This is a genomic window from Cupriavidus sp. 05L411 (genome assembly GCF_056398045.1).
The window spans coordinates 113,287-131,957 of sequence record NZ_JBFTOQ010000006.1 but is presented as its reverse complement, the minus strand read 5'-3'; the positions used below and the strand labels follow the sequence as shown (position 1 = coordinate 131,957).

Genomic DNA, 18,671 nt, shown 5'->3' with positions numbered 1-18,671 from the left:
CTTTGCGGGTTCGGTTCTAGTGCTTTGGAAGTTCTGGCTTGTTCGGATTCTTCGGCATCGCGGGCTGCCTGGCCTGCTGCAACACGGCCCTGCCTTTGGCGGTCAGCGTGACGATGGCCTGCGCGCGCGGCACACCGGGCCAGGACAGCATGCCCACCAAGCCGGCCGTCGTCGCATCCTCCCACGCGGACAGCCGTGGGCAAGACGTGCGCCATGCCTCCATGGTGTCGGCGAAGGTACGCGGCATGGCGTCTAGCCACGCCAGGAACGCAAGCAGGTTGCCCGGGTGCGACGACGCGGGAAGATTGGCGTCCTTGTCGTTGTCCTTGTCGTCGTCCTTGTCGTCCTTTTCCAGATCTTGTTCTTGCATGGCCGTGCTCCGTGGATGCCCGATGCATGCCGTCAGGATAGAGCCGAACTGCTATGATTTCCAATGCATATTGAGCACATTTTCAATACCTTGAGAGTATGACAATGATTGAGCTACGCCGGCTGCGCGCCTTCGTCGTGCTGGCCGAGGAAGGCCACGTCACCCGCGCCGCCGAGCGCCTGGGCATGCAGCAGCCGCCGCTCACGCGCCTGTTGCGTGGGCTGGAGGAGGAGCTGGGTGTTTTGCTGATGCGCCGCCTGCCGCGCGGCGTGCGCCCGACAGAGGCCGGCCTGGCATTGCTGGAAGAGGCCCGCGCCGTGCTGGCCCGGGCCGAAGGCGTGGCCGACGTGGTGCGCCGCGCCGCGGCCGGGGAGCAAGGGCGGCTGGCGGTGGGCTTTACCAGCTCCGCCGCCCTGCACCCCTTCGTGCCCGCCGTGCTGCGCCGGTTTCGCGAGAGCGTGCCGGGCGTTGCCGTGACGCTGGAGGAAGCCGGCACCAGCGAGCTGGTGGACGCGATCCTGCACGAGCGGCTGGACGCCGCGTTCGTCCGCTCGCCGGTGGGCAGCACCGCCGGGCTGGTGCTCGAGGCCGTACTGGACGAGCCGATGCTGGCGGCGTTGCCGGCCGGGCATCCGCTGGCAGCGCAGGCCGGCGCGCTGCCGCTATCAGCGCTGGCGCGCGAGCCGTTCATCCTCTATCGCCGCCCCGCCGGGCCCGGCTTGTATGACGCGATCCTGACCGCCTGCCGCGCCGCGGGCTTCAGCCCGCTGGTGGCGCAGGAAGCGCCACGCCTGCCGGCCACGCTGAGCCTGGTGGCAGCAGGCCTTGGCGTGTCCGTGGTGCCCGCGTCCATGCACCGCCTGGGTGGCGAGGACATCGTCTATCGCCCGCTGGGCGAGAGCCCGCCGCTGAGCGCGCCCCTGCACCTCGCGATGCGCCAAGGCGCGCTGCCGGCAGCCGTGACGCGCTTTCGCGCCATGGTGCGAGAAATGGTGGCGGCTACGCCAATCACGCCGAAGCGCGCGATGCGCGGCTGAAGGCAAGTATGGTTTCCAGTGCGTTCCTCCCTGGGCTTCGCAGCACATGCTGCGCGCGCCGCTGCGAAGTCTTTATTGTCCTCGCAGCGGGAATCTCTGTTCAGCCAGGTAAACAATTTGGGCCTAAAGCCTCGCCCGCCGGCCTGCCCGCGGGCCACCAACCACGCGCGCGCCCGATTTTCTCAGCACGTTCGTGGTTGTAGCAGACATCCGGCGCGCGCCTGCCTTGCTTCAACTTGAAAAGGAATCGCCGTAAACGAGCATTGAGATTCTTCTCAATTCATGGATTAAACAATGCTCCCCAACGTAACCATCAAGGCACGGCTCGCCATTGCGATGCTCGTGCTTTCCGTCTTGCTGCTCGTCGTCGGTGCACTGGGCTTGCTCGGCATGTCGCGCAGCAATGCGGCGAACCACGCCACGTATGCCAACCAGATGCCGAGCGCCATGGCGATCGCGGAAGCTGATATCTGGCTGGGCCGGGTCCGCACGGCGCTGTTCAGCGCTGGCATGGATCCCGAATCTCCCCACGCTGCCGAACTGCTGACCCGCACGGAGAAATTCCTGGCGCAGTCGGAGTCCGCCTGGCAGCGTTACCTGTCCTTGCCGCGCGACGCGGAAGAAGAGCGGCTGGCCCAGGATGTCATTGCCAAGCGCAAGGCGCTGTACGTCGCGCTCGATGCCTTCGCCGCCGCCGTCAAGTCGGCCGACCACCAGAAGATCATCGAGGCGGGGGTCGCGCAAACGCCGTACTACGCCGCGCTGCAAGCCAGCGGCGAAACGCTCAGCCAGTTCCAGTCGGCCCTGGCCAAGCGCAGCTATGAGGCCGCCGAGGCGTCTTATGCCACCTTCAGGACGATCACCATTGCCGCGTTGCTGGCGGGGCTGGCGCTGGCCATCTATAGCTGGGTAGCCCTGCGCCGCGCCATTGCGCGCCCGCTCGACGCGGCGCTCGCGCACTTCGGCCACATCACCGCGGGCGACCTGAGCCGCCCCGTTGAAATCCACTCGCAGGATGAAATGGGCCAGCTGCTGTCGGGCATCGCGAAGATGCAGGACGGCCTGGCGCAAACCGTCTTGTCCGTGCGCACGGGCAGCGAAACGATCGCGGCGGCCACCAGGCAGATTGCCGCCGGCAACGTCGACCTGTCGTCGCGTACCGAACAGCAGGCCGCGTCGCTCGAAGAAACCGCGGCCAGCATGGAAGAGCTCACCACCACCGTGAAGCAGAATGCGGACAACGCGCGCCAGGCTGCGGTGCTGTCGGCCACGGCATCGGAAACCGCCAATCACGGCGGCGAAGTGATCCGCGACGTGGTTGCGACCATGAGCGAGATCAACGAGAGCTCAACCCGCATTGCCGACATCATCAGCATCATCGAGGGCATCGCCTTCCAGACCAACATCCTGGCGCTGAATGCGGCCGTGGAAGCGGCGCGCGCCGGCGAGCAAGGCCGGGGCTTCGCGGTCGTCGCGGGCGAGGTGCGCTCGCTCGCGCAGCGTTCCTCCAGCGCCGCCAAGGAGATCAAGGACCTCATCGACAAATCCTCGGCGCGCGTGACGACCGGCACCGCGCTGGTGGACCAGGCGGGCTCGACCATGACCGAGATCATCCGCGACATCCAGCGCGTCTCCGACATCATGGGCGAGATCTCCGCCGCGTCCGTCGAGCAGACCGCCGGCATCGACCAGGTCGCACACGCGGTGAGCCAGATGGACGAAGTGACGCAGCAGAACGCGTCGCTGGTGGAGGAAGCAGCGGCGGCAGCGCAATCGCTGGAAGAGCAAGCCGCCAAGCTGAACGACACGGTGGCCGTGTTCAGGCTGGGCAATCAGGGCGTAGCCGGCGCGGCGAGTGCGCCGGCGCCCCATGCCGTGCGAGCCGCAAGCCGGCCCGCGGCACCGTCGCCGCGCCGCGCCGCGCCGGTGGCACCGCGTGCCGTTGCGGCTTCGGCGCCGGCGTCCGACTGGTCGTCCTTCTAAACGGAACGCCGCGCGGCCGCATAAAGCCGCGCCAACTGCGCGGCGGCGGCCTCCAGCAGCGCCCCGCCCTGCGCGATCGACCAGGCCAGCGACGCAGGGCCGGCCTGCACCGAGAAGCAGCCATCGAATGCCTCGCGCAGCAGTGCGCCATCGGCAATCGCTCCCGATAGCAAGGTCACGGGCACGCCGTGCCGGCGCCCCAGCGCCGCGACCAGCGCCGGGCCCTTGCCAAGCAAGGTCTGGCGATCAGAGCGGCCTTCGCCGGTCAGGATCCAGTCGTATCCGGCCACCGTCGCCAACCCGGCGGTGTCGAGAATAAAGCGGCCTCCCGGCAGCAATTGCGCGCCAAGCAGCCGCAAGGCAAAGCCCAGCCCGCCCGCAGCGCCCGCGCCCTGCGCTTGCGCTGCGTGGCAACCGAGCGCCAGCTCGCAACGGGCCGCGAACTCGCCGATTACCTCGTCCGCTTGCGCGAGGTCCGTCACGCCTTTTTGTCCGCCAAACATCATGCTGGCGCCAAGCGGCCCGCACAAAGGGCTGGTGACATCGGTGAGCGCCACCAGGCGCAGCCCTTGCAGCAGGTCCGCATCGACCCGAGGGCGCAGGCTGCGGATCGATGCAAGATTGTCGGGCACCGGGTCGACACGCTCGCCCGCGGCATCGAGGCAGTCGAACGCCAGCGCCGAGAGCATGCCGGCGCCAGCATCGTTGGTCGAGGAGCCGCCCAGGCCAATGACGATGGTGGTGAAACCTCGCGCGGCAATCCCGCGTATGGCCTGCCCTACCCCGCGCGTGGTGCGCGCGCCGGGCGCCGCCACCGCATCGGGAAGGCCGGCCACGGCCGCCACATCGAAGATCGCAAAGGCGCCAAGCGCCGCGCTCTCGCAGGCGGCAAACGGCATGCGCACCAGTTGGCCGTTGGCATCCGTCGCGTCCACCGCATGCCAGCGCCCGCCACATGCCGCGGCCACCACCGCGGCCGTGCCTTCGCCGCCATCGGCAATCGGTACCTGCGTGACCACGGCGTGCGGCAGCACATGGCGGATGCCGCAGGCCATATGCCGGGCCACCGCCGGCGCGTCCAGGCTGCCCTTGAACGAATCGGGCGCGAGCAGCACGCGCAGCGCTCGCGCCGGCACGTTATTCAACGCCGTCGCGCCGGTCACGGCGCGTCCAGCTCAGAGAGCTCGATCAGGTTCAGGTCCGGATCGCGCACGTAGACGGAGCGGATCTTCTGCGTGGCGCCGGTCCGCGCGACCGGGCCCGCAACGATGGGCCAGCCGGCGGCGCGCAGCCGCTCGATCACGGCATCGAGCGGAATCGACGCAATGAAGCACAGGTCCAGCGCGCCGGGCACCGGCAGGTGCGCCTTGGGCTCGAACTCTGCGCCGCGCACGTGCAGGTTGATCTTCTGGTTGCCGAAGCGGAACGCCACGCGATTCTCGCCGAAGGTTTCCAGCTGCATGCCGAGCACGCGCGTATAGAAATCGATGGTCGCGCCGGCATCCGTGCTGGTCAGCACCAGGTGGTCGAGGTGGTCAATCATGTCGCGCTTGCTCTCTCTGCGGTTTAGCCGGAAGCCATCATGGCAGTCGCGCGGGCACATGAATATGTCGGATTGCGCCAGCACCCTTTCCGAAAACGCAAGGCTGAAGCGGCCGCCTCAGTGCCGCGCCAGCAGGTGATCGAACAGCTTGCGCGCCTCGGGCTGCAGCGCCGCGGCCGATTTCACGCCAAGCCACAGCGTGCGCGAGGCCCACGGATCAGCAAGGCGGATGGCGCGCAACCCGGCGCCAAGTATCTCGGCGCGCACGGCGCCCTCCGGCAAGACCCCGATGCCAAGGCCCGCCTCGATCATGCGGCAGATCGCATCGAAACTGCTGACCTGCACCCGCAGCTTGAGCACGCGCTCCAGCGCGGCCGAGGCGTCGGCCAAGCGCTGCAGCAGCGAGCTGCCCTGGTTGAGGCCAACGAAATCGAATTCGAGCGCGTCGGCAAAGGCCACCTCGGCGCGCGCCGCCAGCGGATGATCCGGCGGCACCAGCACCACCAGGCGGTCGCGGCGGTATTCGAACTTTTCCAGCGTGCCGGCCGCGACGTTGTCGGCAAACACGCCGATATCCGCCTGCCCGCCCGCCACCGCCGCGATCACCTCGCCGCTCATGCGCTCCTCCAGGCTGACGCGGATCAGCGGCTGCGCGTGCAGGAACACGCCCAGGTCCCGCGGCATGAACTGGATGATGGCCGAGGTGTTGGCCCACACGCGCACATGCCCCCGCACGCCGATGGCGAAATCGCTCATGTCGCCCGCCAGGCGATTCACGGTATCCAGCACCGCCCGCGCATGGCCGACCAGCCCAACGCCGGCCGGGGTGAGCTCAAGCCCGCGCGGCAGCCGCACGAACAAGGCGCAATCGGTCGTCTTTTCCAGGTCGGCAACGCGGCGGCTGAGCGCCGACAGCGTCATGTGGGTGCGCTCGGCGGCCTTGGTAAAGCTGCCGCTCTGCGCCACCACCAGGAACAGGCGCAGGGACTGCAGGTCGAGATGGGCGGGATTGATCACGCGAAAGCGTCCGGTGGGCGGCGGCATCAATGGCGACCGGATGGCCAGGGCCGTCAAGCCATGCCCCGAGGTTTGAGAATCGGGAAAGGCTAGTGGACGAGAACGGCATTGTCAATTTGGGCGCCCGGGGCCACCATGGCCAGTCCACGCGCGTCGGCCGATGGCCAGAGGCGTGGCGTATTCACCACCCAGGCTTACCGACAGGCAAACCCCACAAACCCCATGAATCCAACCCAGACCACGCCGGAAGTCGTTTTCCTGGACCGCGGCACGCTGGCCCCCGAGACCGTGCTGCGCGCGTTGCCGTTCGCGCACCAGCTGACGGTCTTTGACGCCACCGCGCCGCATGAAGTGGCCGCGCGCATCGCCAACGCGCAGATCGTGATCACTAACAAGGTCAAGCTGCCGGCCGAGGTGCTGCGCGAGGCCGCCAACCTGCGCCTGGTGGCGATCGCGGCCACCGGCACCGACCACGTCGATCTGCTCGCCTGCGCCGCCCGGGGCATCTGCGTGTCGAACGTGCGCAACTACGCCGTGCATACGGTGCCCGAGCACACCTTCGCGCTGATCTTCGCGCTGCGCCGCAGCCTGCATGCCTATTGCGACGCGGTGCGCGCGGGCCGCTGGCAGGCCTCGGGGCAGTTCTGCTTTCACGACTATCCGATCCACGACCTGGCCGGCTCGACCATCGGCATCGTCGGCGGCGGCACCCTGGGCCGCGCGGTGGGCGAGATCGCCCGGCTGCTGGGACTCAAGGTGCTGTACGCCGCCCGCAAGGGCCAGCACAGCGCCAACACGCAACACACGCCCTTCGCGGACATGCTGCGCCTGAGCGACATCATCACGCTGCATTGCCCGCTGACCCCCGCCAACGCGGGGCTGATCGGCCGCGAGGAGTTCGCGCAGATGACGCGCCGCCCGCTGCTGATCAACACCGCGCGCGGCGGCCTGGTCGACGAGGCCGCACTGGTCGAGGCGCTGCGGCAAGGACAGGTTTCCGGGGCTGGTTTCGACGTAGCCACCCAGGAGCCGCCCGGCCCCGGCCACCCGTTCCACGCACTGCGCGACCATCCCGCCTTCCTGCTCACGCCGCACGTGGCCTGGGCGAGCCGGGAGGCCATCCAGGCGCTGGCGGACCAGTTGATCGACAATATCGCGGCGTTCGCGGCTGGCTCGCCGCGCAATGTGGTGACGGGCTAAGCCCTCTCCTACCCTGCCCCCGCGTCCCATGCGCATGGGACCCGCCAGCCGCGGCGGCCACTGGCGTGCACCTCGGCATCTGGCCGGACAAGGACGATGGCGCTCGTGCGACGCCCGGATCCGTGCCGGATAGCCGCTTCGCGTCTATATTGTTCCTGTTCGGGATCACGACGGAGGGAGCATGCGTGCGCAATGCGGCAGGCTTGTCCTGGCGGCGGCGACTGCCTGCGCACTGGGCCTGGCCCTGAATTCCGCGCCGTGTTTCGCCCAGGCCGGTGGGGGCACGCCAGTGCCTTTCGTGCAAATCAGGCTCGCTAGGCAGGTTGCCGTTCAGGTTCCCCGGGACTGGACCATCCTGTCCGGCGCCCAGGGCCGGGCCCACGGCACCATCGCGGACGCGGTGGGGGGTGTCTCCATCGTCCCGGCGCCGGCGGGCCAAACGGTCAACCTCCTGCATGCCGTATCCAATGTGCAGAATCCGTACGCGGCCGTGATCGTCAACTCGATGGCGCAAGCGCCGGTCACGCCCGAGCAGGTCCGCCGGTTCGACAGGTCACTGCTTCTGGCATACGCGGCGAGCTTCGAGCGCAGGATGCGCGCCTCCCTGAAGACATCGGGCAGGGAGATGCTCTCCATCGACGAGCCTCGCCTCGAGACAATCGGTGGCTGGCCGGCGATTGCCATCAACTACGTGCGCACCGGCGCGCAAGGCACGATCTACGTGCAGCATTTCGACATCTATACGCCGGACCAGGAGCTACTGCTCATCCTCTCGTGCCGCGACACGGCGCGCGGCGTATGGCTGCCGCTGCTGGACCGGGTGCGTAGCTCGACCGTGGTTGGCGAATAGCCGGGATGGCGATCGGGCTGGCCCCCATCGGGATGACTCCCCTAGTGGCTGATCATCCAGGGCCGCGTGCCGGGAAAGGACTTTGCCGCACCCGGCTTGCCGGCCAGGCCGACGCTGCCGCCCGAACAGCCACAACCCGGCCCATGCCGGTGCCCCTGGGAACTTGATGGCGCATGGGCGCTGCGCTCGTTGCCCGCATGCGCGACGCGGCGGGCCGATGGCATCAGGGCCAGCATGGTCGCGGTGACCTGGCGCCGGGCTGCGTGGCCGCAGCCGGGGCATGGCTGCGGCGCGTCGCGCTCGTCGATGCGGCGCACCGCGGTGAAGCTGCCGCACGCCTCGCAGGCGTATTCATACATGGGCATACAGGTATCTCCACTTGGTGGAAGGTGGCAAGCGCGGGCCCCCTTGGGGAAGGAGGAGGAAGGCGGAAGCCCGCGCCCGCCGTGACTTCACATCTCTGGCTGGCGCTCAGATCGGCATTCAGGCCACATCCTGCGAAAGCAGGACGTCGGCACCTCCCTTGATATGCACGGTGGGTCCATTGGCCTGCGGCCGGATATCGAAGTCGAAGATCTGCGTCGGTATCCAGAGCGTGGCGCAGGAGTTGGGGATGTCCACGACGCCGCTGATATGCCCCTGCACCGGCGCCGTGCCCAGGATGGCGTAGGCCTGCGCGCGCGAGTAGCCAAACTTGGTCAGGTATTCGATCGCGTTCAGGCAGGCCTGCCGGTAGGCGACGTTGACATCCAGGTAGTGCTGCTTGCCTTGTTCATCCACCGAGATGCCTTCGAAGATCAGGTAGTCGTTGTAGGTCGGCGTGATCGGGCTGGGCTTGAAGATGGGGTTCTTGATGCCGTACTTCGCCATGCCGTCCTTGATCACGCTCACTCGCATGTGCACCCACCCCGCCATCTCGATGGCGCCGCAGAAGGTAATCTCGCCGTCGCCCTGGCTGAAGTGCAGATCGCCGACCGACAGCCCCGCCCCATCCACATACACCGGGAAGTACACCTTGGAGCCACGCGACAGGTCCTTGATGTCGCAGTTGCCGCCATGCTCGCGCGGCGGCACGGTACGCGCGCCCTCGGCTGCCGCCCGCCTGCCGGCGTCGCCAACGAGCTTGCCCATATGGGCGGTCGCGGCAAACGGCGGGTTGGCCAGCGGCGGCACGCGATCGGGGTCGGTCTTGATCAGCCCTGTCTCGCGCTCGTTCCAGGTATGCAGCAGCTTGGGATCGGGCAAGCAGCCGATCAGCCCGGGATGGATCAGCCCGGCGAACTCCACGCCGGGCACATGGCGCGACGTGGTGTAGACCCCGTGGAAGTCCCAGATGGATTTCTGCGCCAGCGGGAAATGGTCCGTCAGGAATCCGCCGCCGTTTTTCTTCGAGAAGAAGCCGTTGAAGCCCCACTGGCTTTCGGGCTTGGCGCCTACGTCCAGCAGGTCGACCACCAGCAGGTCGCCCGGCTTGACGCCGCGCACGCCCACCGGCCCGGAGAGAAAGTGGACGATGGACAGGTCGATGTCCCGCACGTCATCCGCCGACTCGTTGTTCTTGATGAAGCCCCCGGTCCAGTCATAGGTTTCCAGGATGAACTCGTCGCCGGGATTGACCCAGCAGGCCATGGGAATGTCCGGGTGCCAGCGGTTGTGGACCTGTTCGTTCTCGTACGCCGATTGCGCGAGATCGACCTTGATCAGGGTATCTGCCATGTGCCTGTCTCCTTGGTGTGTGTCCGGTCAGTCGCCGGATTGCGGCCGTGAAACGATGCAGCCGCCTTGGCTGCATGCCTGGATCAGCGTTGGTCGCGCGCGGCTGCCCGCCGCCGCGCTGTGGTCGATCTTTGCGGTCGACCTTTGCGGTCTGTCTTTGCGGTCTATCTGAATGATTCGCTCAGCAGCAGATAGCCTGGCAGCCAGCCGGTGGCGATACCTGCCAGGACAGTGGCAACGCCGGTGAACTTCAGGATCGGGCGCTGCATCGCCAGCAACAGGAAGTACAGGAACCACAGCACGCCCCAGCCGACCCAGCACCAGGCGAACCAGGTATCCCAGACGGAGTTGGCATGGCGCAGCGCATCAATGGCGACGGGAATCACCGTGACCGACACGAACAGGCTGAACCAGCCCAGGCCACGCCCGTCCGCGCCGTTGAAGCGGTTGAGCGCAACCCACAGGTAGGTGAAGGTGAACAACAGCGTCAGCGCGCCGGCCTTGATGGATGCGCTGTCCGCCTCGCCGCCGAAGATCAGCCGCAGCGACACCAGCATCGTCACCCCGCCGGCAAAGATATTGACGACCCAGATCTCACGGTCGCCAATCTTGCCCAGCAGCCACAAGCCGTTCAGGCACAGCACGGCACCTACGTAAAGCAACGTCAGGCCTAGCATGGCGTATCTCCTGCGTGACGGATTCTGGTTGTTCTTTTTCTGTTGGCGCCGGCTGCCTCGCGGCGGCCGCGTGGCGACGGGTCAACTATAAGCAGGCCCGCGCAGATGCGAATCCTTCACGACGAGGATTCCGCGCATCATGTGGCTGGGTGAGGTGGCCTCACCCAATTGAATGAGGCAATGGATAAGGCAGCGGACAAGGCAACGGCGCGATGGCCAGGTGAGGGACGTTCAGGCCGGCGGGCAATGCTGCGCGTGCAGGCGCACCAATTCCATCTGCCCATGGGTGTTGGTCTTCTGGAAGATCTGCTTGAGGTGGCTGCGCACCGTGTTCTCGGACACGTGCAGTACCTGCGCCAGGCTGGCGATGGAGTGGCCGGCGAAGACCAGCGCGTTGACCCGCGCCTGGGCCTCGCTCAGCTTGAACTGGCGCGCGAACAGGCAATCGTGGTGCGCATGCTTCGCACCCTGCCGGCGCGCGCTGACCACCACCAGCGCGCGCTCCTCGCCCAGCCCGTTGCGCATGGACGCACCGGCGGGCTGCAACGTGAGCGTCGTGGGCAAGGCAAAGCCGGGCGCGGAAACCGACAGCACCTGTGTGGGCACCAGCGTGGCCTGGCCCGGGTGGGCGTCGCGCGTGTCACCGGCCTTGGAGGGAAGTCCCTGGGAAGCCCCGGCCAGCGTGGCCAGCATCTCGTGCAAGGTGCGGTGATCGGTCGGCATCACCGCGGCAAGATACTCGCCATCCCGGTACAGGCCGCTGCCCTGCCCGCACAGCGCCTGCGCGCTGCGGTTGCAGTAGACGATGCGGCCATCCCGCTCCACCAGGAAGGTCGCGTTTGGATGGCCGTCGATGACGCACATCAGCGCCTGGCTCAGGTCGGCGGCGCTGTGGCGGTGCCAGCGGTTTTCCAGCGACAGCGCCATATGCGCCAGCAGGCCGCGAAACTCCGCCTTCTCCTTGCTGGCAAAGCGCCGCTGGTCTTCGCGCCGGTACAACTCAAGGTAGTAGACGACATCCGCCTCGCGCGCCACCACCCCGCACAAGCGATGCAGATAGCGATGGGGCCGCAGCAACGCCTGGTAGTAGTCCGTGCGGACCAGGTCGCCGCTGCCCAGCATGTCGTCGCCGCTGATCACCTGCAGGGGCTGGTAGGCCGTGCTGGAGAGGAACCACGGGTTGCGCGCGGAGTACTGCGCAAAGGTGTGAAAAAATGCCGGGTCGTCCGGGGCGCCGTGCAGCACCGCGCCCTGGCCGCCGGCCAGGTGCCGCCGCGCCAGCACGGCAGTGCCCGCGGCGAACTGATCGCGCACCAGCGCAACCACGCCGCGCCAGCCATCATCATCGCGCGCGGCGTGGATACGGTAGATCAGCTCCCCGGCCTGGGGATCGGCGCTATCGGCCTTATAGGCGCTATCAGCATTCTGGGCGGGCAACCGCGCTTTCTCCATGGCATCGGGCACAGCGGATTCGGGCAACGGCGAGCGCTATGCGGCGCTGCCCGCGGCCTCTTCGATATGAGGACTGCCGGCCAGTGTTTGCGCTGACACCCCAAATGTCAAGGCGCCGCGCCATGCTGCCGCGCAGCATCCGTACGGCATGCTGCAGCGCGTTCCGCACCCTTTGCCGCGCAGCGCGCATGTCATTGCGCGAGGGGCGGATTCAGACAATAATCGGAGCGCCCGCTGCCAGCCATCCGTCCCGACCCGGATCGCACCCGACGCCACCACGCCATGCGCATCAAACGAGAATATCAATCCTGGGTCGCGAATGAAACGCTGGAGGATTACGCGCTGCGCTATGCGGCACGCTCTTACCGGCGCTGGTCGCCGTTCACGCTGGCCAACACAGCCATCGGCGGCGTGTCCTTCCTGGCGCTGGAAGCCATCGGCGCCAGCGTCACGCTCAGCTTTGGCTTCCAGAACGCGTTCCCGGCCATCCTGCTGGTCTGCGCGCTGATCTTCCTGATCGGGCTGCCGGTGGCATACCACGCCAGCATGGCCAACGTGGACATTGACCTGCTCACGCGCGGCGCGGGCTTCGGCTATGCCGGGTCCACCATCACCTCGCTGATCTACGCGTCCTTTACCTTTATCTTCTTCGCGCTGGAGTCGGCCATCCTGGCCCAGGCGCTCGCCATTGCCACCGGCCTGAACCTGACAGTGGGCTACCTGGTCTGCTCGCTGGTGATCGTGCCGATGGTGTTCTTCGGCGTCACGCTGATCAACAAGCTGCAGATGTGGACACAGCCGCTGTGGGCGGTGCTGCTGGTGCTGCCCTTCGCCTACATCCTGCGCCACGATCCCGGCGTGCTGGCGCAATGGGCGGCATTCACCGGGCGCGATGCGGCCTCGCCGGCCTTCAATGTGCTCGCATTTGGCGCCGCCACCGGCGTGCTGTTCTCGCTGATGGGCCAGATTGGCGAGCAGGTGGACTACCTGCGCTTCCTGCCCGACCGCACGCCGCAGAACCGCTGGAGTTGGTGGAGCGCGCTGCTGCTGGCGGGCCCGGGCTGGATCGTGATCGGCGGCCTCAAGGTGCTGGCGGGCAGCCTGCTGGCGGTGCTCGCGCTGCAAGCCGGCGTAGCCGCCAATCACGCGATGGAACCGATCCACATGTACGTGTGGGCATACGGGCAGGTATTCGATCGGCCCGAGGTGGTGCTCGCGGTGGCGATGCTGTTCGTGCTCGTGTCGCAGATCAAGATCAACGTGACCAATGCCTATGCGGGCTCACTGGCCTGGTCCAATGTGTTCGTGCGGCTGGCGCACTACCATCCGGGCCGCGTGGTCTGGCTGGTGTTCAACGTGCTGATCGCATTGTTGCTCACCCTGCTGGGTATCTTCAGCACGCTGGAGGCCGTGCTGAGCGTGTATTCCAACCTGGTGATCGCCTGGCTCGGCGCCCTGGTGGCCGACCTTGTCGTGCTCAAGCCGCTAGGCATCAGCCCGCGGCACATCGAGTTCCGCCGGGCTTACCTGTATGCGTTCAACCCGGTGGGCTGCGGCGCCATGCTGATTGCCTCGCTCGCCGGCATCGGTGCTTACTCCGGCTTGCTTGGCGCGCTGGCGCAAGCCTATTGCGCCTTTATCGCGCTGGGCGCTTCGTTCGCCAGCGCCATCGTGATCGCCTATGCGACCCGCGGCCGGTACTACATCGCGCGGGAAGACCCACAGCCCCTCGACAAGCACACCGACGAGCCGATCCGCTGCTGCATCTGCGAGCGCGACTACGAAGCACAGGACATGGCGCACTGCCCCTTCTATGCGGGCCCGATCTGCTCGCTGTGCTGCGGCCTGGACAACCATTGCCACGATGCCTGCAAGGCGCCCGGCACCGCCGCGCAAATGCAGGCGGCGCCGTGGCAAGGCAGCTTCCTGCGGATACTGCCGCCGCATTTCCTGCGGCGGCTGGCGCGCTTCCTCGGCCTGTTCGTGATTGCCGCGGCGGCCATGGGCGCCGTGTTCCTGCTCGCCTACCGGCTGATCGGCGAAGGCCATGCCTCGCACGCCGACGGGATCGGCGGCCTGCTGCTGCGCGTGTACTCGGCCACCCTGCCGCTGCTGGCTTTCGGCGCGTGGTGGATCGTGCTGTCACACGAAAGCCGCGAGCTGGCGCAGGCGGAACTGATGGAGTCGCTGCGCCATCTCGAGTCCGCGCGCAAGAACCTGGTGGACGCGGAAAAGATGGCCTCTCTCGGCGGACTGGTTGCGGGCGTGGCGCACGAGATCAACACGCCGGTGGGCATCGCCGTCAGCGCCGCCTCCTACCTGCAGGACCGCACCAGCGCCACGCAGGCGCTGGTGGCGAGCAACGAGCTGGCACCCGAGGCGCTGCAACGCTACCTGTCGGACGCCGCGCAATCCGCCCGTTTGCTGCTGTCCAACGCCAACCGCGCGGCGGAGCTGGTGCAGAGCTTCAAGCAGATGGCGGTCGACCAGACCAGCGAAAAACGGCGCAGCTTCGACCTGGGCGACTATATCCGCGAGACCGTGGTCAGCCTCGACCCGCGCCTGCGCGACACGCATGTGCAATTGCTGATCGACTGCCCGGCCGGCATCGCCATGAACGGCTACCCCGGCGCGATCGCGCAGATCCTCACCAACCTGGTCATGAACTCGCTGGTGCACGCATTCGGCAGCGGCGACACAGGCCCTGTGCGCGGCACCATCCGCATCGCCGCCCGGCTCGCCGCCGGTGACGAAGTCGTGATCCGCTACGCCGACGACGGCAGCGGCATTCCCGACGCCCTGCATGAGAAGATCTTCGAGCCCTTCTTTACCTCGCGCCGCGGCAAGGGTGGCAGCGGCCTGGGCCTGCACCTGGTCTACAACCTGGTGACGCAGCGCCTGGGCGGCACCATCGCCGTGGGCCATGCGGGCAGTACCCATGGCGGCGGTACCGTCTTCACCCTGCGCATGCCCCGCATCACGCCCTCGGCAAAGGCCACCATCCCGATCGTATCCGCCAGGACTCTGCCATGAACTCCTCTTTGTCCATGCCCGCGTGGCAGGTCCTGCTGGTCGACGACGACCCCGACGTGCACGAGATCACGCGCCTGGTGCTGATGGACCTGACCTTCTCCGGGCGCAAGATCCAGTTCCACAGCGTGTATTCCGGCGAAGCCTGCAGGGCCCATCTCGCCGCTCACCCTGATACCGCGCTCGTGCTGCTCGATGTCGTGATGGAAACCGACGATGCCGGCCTGGCCACGGTGCGCTACATCCGCGAGCAACTGCGCAACCCCGACCTCCAGATCGTGCTGCGCACCGGGCATCCCGGCATGGCGCCGGAGCGCGAGGTGGTGACCGGCTACGAGATCAATGGCTACTTCCTCAAGACGGAGATGACCGCGCAGAAGCTGACCTCCGTCGTCATCGGCGGCCTGCGCGCGTACCAGTACGTCAAGGCCTTGCAGCAAGCCCATGCCCTGCCCCAGCCGGCCCCGCACACGCAAGGCGCGCCGCGCCCGCCCGAGCGCCCGGCCGCCGAGGCAGGTAGCGGCGCGCAGGTCGAAGCTGCCATCGAGCAAGCGCTGCACAGCGGCCAGTACCGGCTGCAAGCCGTCTCCCAGTTCGACCTGGGCTCCGCCGCCATTGCGGCCATCGCGCTGCTGCCGGCGTGGCCGGGTCCCACCGGCTGGATGCCGCATGCCGAGATCGCCAGCCACGTGCGCAGCCCAAGCCTCATTGGCGCGATCAATGCCGCGCTGCTGCGCCGCGCGTGCGAACTCGCGCTAGCCTGGCACACGGATCCGCAAGCCGCCCTATCCGGCGCGGCCCGCGTCAGCGTCCCCATCCTGCTGCCGCTCATGGCCGGCGCCGAGGAGTCCGAACTGCTGGCGTTGCCGGAGCTGCTCCGCCAATACCTGCGCGAGACCGCCCAGGCCGGCAACGTGCTCGACCTGCAATTGCCGGGCATCCTGCTGGGCACCGCCACGGAAGCCGCCCGCCTGGCCTGCGCCCGCATCCAGGAGCAAGGCGCGTCCGTCACGCTGGCCGACGTTGGCAACACGCCCATCTCGCTGGCCAACCTGCAGCGCTTGCTGCCCGACCGGCTGCAGATTCCCCAGGACTACGTGCGTAACGTGGCAACCGATGCCAAACGCGCCGCCATCGCGCGTGCCGTGATCGCACTGGCGCACACACTCGGCATGCAGGTACTGGCCAATGGCCTGGCCAGCTCGGAAGAACTGCAGTTCTTCAAATGGGAGGGATGCGACATTGGGCAGGGAGACGTGCTGGGCAGCGTTTGGGAGACCACGGGTTGCGGCTCGCCAGGCGCTTAGCGTGCCGCCGCACCGGGCTCGGTGATGGCGCTGTAGACCAGCGTGCGCRGCTGGCGGCGCACCGGGTAGGCGGACGAGGGCAGGAGCTGGGTCAGGAACAGTCCGATCAGGTCCTCCTGCGGATCGACCCAGAAGAAGGTGCTGGCCGCGCCGCCCCAGAAGAAGTCGCCGGCGCTGCCGGGAATCAACGTGGTCGCCGGCGTCACCGTGGTGGCGAAGCCGAGCCCGAAGCCAACGCCATCATAGGTGGCTTCGCTGAACATGGAGCGCGACATGCGCGGCAGGTCCACGCCGCCCGGCAAATGGTTGGCGGTCATCAGCGCCAGGGTCTTCGGCCCCAGCAGGCGCACCCCATCCAGCTCACCGCCTTGCAACAGCATGCGTGCGAAGCGCATGTAGTCAGCCGCGGTGGACACCAGGCCGCCACCGCCGGAGATAAAGCTTGGCGGCTTCAGGTAGGGGCTGGTGCGGGGATCGTCCTGCAGGACCGGCGCGCGCGCGGATACCACCTTCGAACCGAGCGAGCCGACGGCGTAGCAGGCGCAAAGGCGCGAGGCCTTGTCTTGCGGCACGTGGAAGGCAGTGTCAACCATGCCCAGCGGATCGAATATGCGTTCCTTCAGGAAGGTCTCGAAAGGGATTCCGCTGATCTTGCCGACAAGGTAACCCAGCACGTCGGTGGCAACCGAGTAGTTCCAGGCCTCGCCCGGCGAGAACTCGAGCGGCAGCTTGCCCAGCTTCGCGATCATGTCGTCCAGCGTGCCGCCGGTGGCGAGTTCGCCTAGCATCTGCTTGCGGTAAGCGGCGTCGACGTTGGTGTTCTGCTGGAAACCATAGGTCAGGCCGGACGTATGGCGCAGCAGGTCGACCACCAGCATCGGGCGTGCAGCCGGGCGCGTCTGGAAACTCTCCATGAAGCCCCCGGCGTAGACGCCCAGGTTTTCCCATGCCGGGATGTACTTGCTGACCGGATCGTCCAGGGCGATCTTGCATTCCTCGACCAGCATCATGACCGCCACCGAGGTGACGGGCTTGCTCATCGAGTAGATGCGGAAGATCGAATCCTCGGCCAGCGGAACCTGCCGCTCGCGGTCAGCCAGGCCCAACACCGAGTTCAGCGCCAATTCGCCGCGCCGCCACACCTGGATGAGCGTGCCGGGCAACTTGCCGGTGGCGACATAGGCGTCGTCGATGAAACGTTCGACCCGCCCAAGCCGCTCGCGGGACATCCCCTGCGTTTGCCTGCCTTGCATATCCGTGTCTCCTCATTGATACCGTAGGTGAAATGCCGGCGCGCTGGCTGGAAATGCCGCTCGCTCGCACCTCGCCATCATGACATCGGCGCCTCCCCACGCCAAGCGGGCTGCGCGGGCAGCGGCAACATTCAATGAAACCGGAGAAGCGGTGAACGCCACGGCGTGGGCCGGCGTCTGCCGCACGGATCGCCTCGACTCGCCGAACGATGCGATGCGCTATGCGGCCCCTGCCCTTACTCCAGGGTCACATTGGCCTTCTTGACCAGAGCCGCATAGCGCGCCGCTTCGCTCTGGAAGAACCTGGCGGCTGCCTCCGGCGTGCTGGGACTGATCGTATTGCCCTGCTTCTTCATCGCTTCCAGCACGTCCGGACTGGTGAATGCCTTGGCGAACAACGTGTTGAGGCGCTTGACCTCGGCCGGCGGCAGCCCTGCGGGGCCTACCACGGCAAACCAGCCCTCGACCGCGTAGTTGGGCAAGCCTTGTTCTGCGATGGTGGGAAGATCCGGTGCGGCCGGCGAGCGCGTCGCGCCGCACAGGCCGATCGCGCGCAGGGTGCCGCTCTTCAGGTGGGGCGCCACGGCGTTCAGGGCCACGACACCCATCTCCACCTGGCCCGCGATCAGGTCGGTCATCATCGGTCCGGTGCCTTTGTAGGGCACATGGCGAGCCTTGACATGCGCCTCATCGAGGAACATCTCGGCGGCGAGCTGGATAATGGTGCCGTTGCCCGACGAGGCATAGTTGAGCGAATCGGGCTTGGCCTTGAGCAAGGCAACGAGTTCCTGCACATTCTTCGCGGGGACCTTGGGGTTGACCACCAGGACCAGCGGCGTCGAGCCGATCACGCTGATGGGCGTGAAGTCCTTGATCGCGTCGAACGGCATCTTCTTGTACACGCTCGGGTTGATCACGTGGTTGTTGGAGAACAGGCCCAGCGTGGTGCCGTCGGGTGGCGCCTTGGCCACCGCCGCCGCGCCGGTTATGCCGCCGGCGCCGGGAAGATTCTCGATCACTACCGGCTGGCCCAGGCTCTTGCCCAGCGCAGGCCCGGCAGCGCGTGCGATCGCGTCCACGCCCGAGCCAGCGCTGATCGGCAGGATCAGGCGCACCGGCCGGCCCGAGCCCTGGGCCAGCACGGTGCCGGCCGGCAAGGCAAGCGTAAATGCGATCGCCGAAACGGCCATGCCGAGTGCTGCCCGGCGCGAAAGGGGGAATGCCATGTCTGTCTCC

Annotated in this window: 16 protein-coding genes; 6 read left to right on the top strand and 10 right to left on the bottom strand. The window is 67.4% G+C overall.

The features are described 5' to 3' along the window. Positions 1-16 precede the first annotated feature (16 nt). Positions 17-370 carry a hypothetical protein gene (locus tag AC1DQR_RS09080; RefSeq protein WP_416048879.1) on the bottom strand — a complete coding sequence of 118 codons (354 nt, stop codon included), beginning with the start codon at positions 368-370 and terminating at the stop codon, positions 17-19. 98 nt (positions 371-468) lie between these two features. On the opposite strand from AC1DQR_RS09080, the gene AC1DQR_RS09075 reads away from it, so the two are divergent. Together AC1DQR_RS09075 and AC1DQR_RS09070 are read left to right on the top strand one after the other, a co-directional pair. Then, positions 469-1,407 (top strand): LysR family transcriptional regulator, encoded by a 939-nt coding sequence (locus AC1DQR_RS09075; protein WP_416048880.1) that lies wholly within the window; start codon positions 469-471, stop codon positions 1,405-1,407. Between the two features lie 294 nt (positions 1,408-1,701). After that, entirely contained in the window at positions 1,702-3,390 is a 1,689-nt protein-coding gene (locus tag AC1DQR_RS09070) for a methyl-accepting chemotaxis protein (protein ID WP_416048881.1), read from the top strand. Here the strand turns inward: AC1DQR_RS09070 and AC1DQR_RS09065 are convergent. The 3 genes from AC1DQR_RS09065 to AC1DQR_RS09055 form a co-directional block, all read right to left on the bottom strand. Beyond that, complete coding sequence (locus tag AC1DQR_RS09065) at positions 3,387-4,553, bottom strand: glycerate kinase (protein ID WP_416048882.1); 1,167 nt, start codon at positions 4,551-4,553, stop codon at positions 3,387-3,389. The genes AC1DQR_RS09070 and AC1DQR_RS09065 overlap by 4 nt on opposite strands. Next, the gene (locus AC1DQR_RS09060; RefSeq protein ID WP_416048883.1) at positions 4,550-4,933 is read right to left on the bottom strand and encodes a VOC family protein; all 384 of its coding nucleotides are present in this window, start codon (positions 4,931-4,933) and stop codon (positions 4,550-4,552) included. Before AC1DQR_RS09060 ends, AC1DQR_RS09065 begins: the two co-directional genes overlap by 4 nt. A 117-nt stretch (positions 4,934-5,050) precedes the next feature. Beyond that, positions 5,051-5,950 carry a LysR family transcriptional regulator gene (locus AC1DQR_RS09055; protein WP_416050507.1) on the bottom strand — a complete coding sequence of 300 codons (900 nt, stop codon included), beginning with the start codon at positions 5,948-5,950 and terminating at the stop codon, positions 5,051-5,053. Positions 5,951-6,172: 222 nt separating this feature from the next. Between AC1DQR_RS09055 and AC1DQR_RS09050 the strand changes: the two genes are divergently transcribed. Then, a complete protein-coding gene (locus tag AC1DQR_RS09050) occupies positions 6,173-7,150 on the top strand; it encodes a D-2-hydroxyacid dehydrogenase (RefSeq protein ID WP_416048884.1) in 978 nt (325 codons plus the stop codon). Positions 7,151-7,331: 181 nt separating this feature from the next. Continuing rightward, the gene (locus tag AC1DQR_RS09045) at positions 7,332-8,000 is read left to right on the top strand and encodes a hypothetical protein (RefSeq protein WP_416048885.1); all 669 of its coding nucleotides are present in this window, start codon (positions 7,332-7,334) and stop codon (positions 7,998-8,000) included. Between the two features lie 41 nt (positions 8,001-8,041). Here the strand turns inward: AC1DQR_RS09045 and AC1DQR_RS09040 are convergent, their stop codons facing one another. The 4 genes from AC1DQR_RS09040 to AC1DQR_RS09025 all read right to left on the bottom strand — a co-directional run bounded on the left by AC1DQR_RS09040 (position 8,042) and on the right by AC1DQR_RS09025 (position 11,830). Further along, a complete protein-coding gene (locus tag AC1DQR_RS09040; RefSeq protein WP_416048886.1) occupies positions 8,042-8,365 on the bottom strand; it encodes an FmdB family zinc ribbon protein in 324 nt (107 codons plus the stop codon). 118 nt (positions 8,366-8,483) lie between these two features. Beyond that, a complete protein-coding gene (gene fmdA / locus AC1DQR_RS09035) occupies positions 8,484-9,716 on the bottom strand; it encodes a formamidase (protein ID WP_150983617.1) in 1,233 nt (410 codons plus the stop codon). Between the two features lie 164 nt (positions 9,717-9,880). Beyond that, positions 9,881-10,393: an AmiS/UreI family transporter gene (locus tag AC1DQR_RS09030; RefSeq protein WP_174427428.1), complete on the bottom strand. Its 513-nt coding sequence runs from the start codon at positions 10,391-10,393 to the stop codon at positions 9,881-9,883. A 231-nt stretch (positions 10,394-10,624) separates the two neighbouring features. Further along, positions 10,625-11,830 (bottom strand): LuxR C-terminal-related transcriptional regulator, encoded by a 1,206-nt coding sequence (locus AC1DQR_RS09025; protein ID WP_416048887.1) that lies wholly within the window; start codon positions 11,828-11,830, stop codon positions 10,625-10,627. A gap of 297 nt (positions 11,831-12,127) precedes the next feature. On the opposite strand from AC1DQR_RS09025, the gene AC1DQR_RS09020 reads away from it, so the two are divergent. Then, positions 12,128-14,878: an ATP-binding protein gene (locus tag AC1DQR_RS09020; RefSeq protein WP_416048888.1), complete on the top strand. Its 2,751-nt coding sequence runs from the start codon at positions 12,128-12,130 to the stop codon at positions 14,876-14,878. After that, positions 14,875-16,182 (top strand): EAL domain-containing response regulator, encoded by a 1,308-nt coding sequence (locus AC1DQR_RS09015; RefSeq protein WP_416048889.1) that lies wholly within the window; start codon positions 14,875-14,877, stop codon positions 16,180-16,182. Before AC1DQR_RS09020 ends, AC1DQR_RS09015 begins: the two co-directional genes overlap by 4 nt. Here AC1DQR_RS09015 and AC1DQR_RS09010 read toward each other — a convergent pair. Together AC1DQR_RS09010 and AC1DQR_RS09005 are read right to left on the bottom strand one after the other, a co-directional pair. Next, positions 16,179-17,435: a serine hydrolase domain-containing protein gene (locus tag AC1DQR_RS09010; RefSeq protein ID WP_477132891.1), complete on the bottom strand. Its 1,257-nt coding sequence runs from the start codon at positions 17,433-17,435 to the stop codon at positions 16,179-16,181. The genes AC1DQR_RS09015 and AC1DQR_RS09010 overlap by 4 nt on opposite strands. Positions 17,436-17,671: 236 nt before the next feature. Continuing rightward, on the bottom strand, positions 17,672-18,661 hold the full coding sequence (locus tag AC1DQR_RS09005; protein ID WP_416048891.1) for a Bug family tripartite tricarboxylate transporter substrate binding protein: 990 nt from the start codon (positions 18,659-18,661) through the stop codon (positions 17,672-17,674). Between the last annotated feature and the right edge of the window lie 10 nt (positions 18,662-18,671).

Bases quoted from the DNA above. Each gene is read 5' to 3' on its own strand.
- AC1DQR_RS09080 (WP_416048879.1), bottom strand. From the start codon at position 370: ATGCAAGAACAAGATCTGGAAAAGGACGACAAGGACGACGACAAGGAC.
- AC1DQR_RS09075 (WP_416048880.1), top strand. From the start codon at position 469: ATGACAATGATTGAGCTACGCCGGCTGCGCGCCTTCGTCGTGCTGGCC.
- AC1DQR_RS09070 (WP_416048881.1), top strand. From the start codon at position 1,702: ATGCTCCCCAACGTAACCATCAAGGCACGGCTCGCCATTGCGATGCTC.
- AC1DQR_RS09060 (WP_416048883.1), bottom strand. From the start codon at position 4,933: ATGATTGACCACCTCGACCACCTGGTGCTGACCAGCACGGATGCCGGC.
- AC1DQR_RS09050 (WP_416048884.1), top strand. From the start codon at position 6,173: ATGAATCCAACCCAGACCACGCCGGAAGTCGTTTTCCTGGACCGCGGC.
- AC1DQR_RS09045 (WP_416048885.1), top strand. From the start codon at position 7,332: ATGCGTGCGCAATGCGGCAGGCTTGTCCTGGCGGCGGCGACTGCCTGC.
- AC1DQR_RS09040 (WP_416048886.1), bottom strand. From the start codon at position 8,365: ATGCCCATGTATGAATACGCCTGCGAGGCGTGCGGCAGCTTCACCGCG.
- fmdA (WP_150983617.1), bottom strand. From the start codon at position 9,716: ATGGCAGATACCCTGATCAAGGTCGATCTCGCGCAATCGGCGTACGAG.
- AC1DQR_RS09030 (WP_174427428.1), bottom strand. From the start codon at position 10,393: ATGCTAGGCCTGACGTTGCTTTACGTAGGTGCCGTGCTGTGCCTGAAC.
- AC1DQR_RS09020 (WP_416048888.1), top strand. From the start codon at position 12,128: ATGCGCATCAAACGAGAATATCAATCCTGGGTCGCGAATGAAACGCTG.
- AC1DQR_RS09015 (WP_416048889.1), top strand. From the start codon at position 14,875: ATGAACTCCTCTTTGTCCATGCCCGCGTGGCAGGTCCTGCTGGTCGAC.
- AC1DQR_RS09005 (WP_416048891.1), bottom strand. From the start codon at position 18,661: ATGGCATTCCCCCTTTCGCGCCGGGCAGCACTCGGCATGGCCGTTTCG.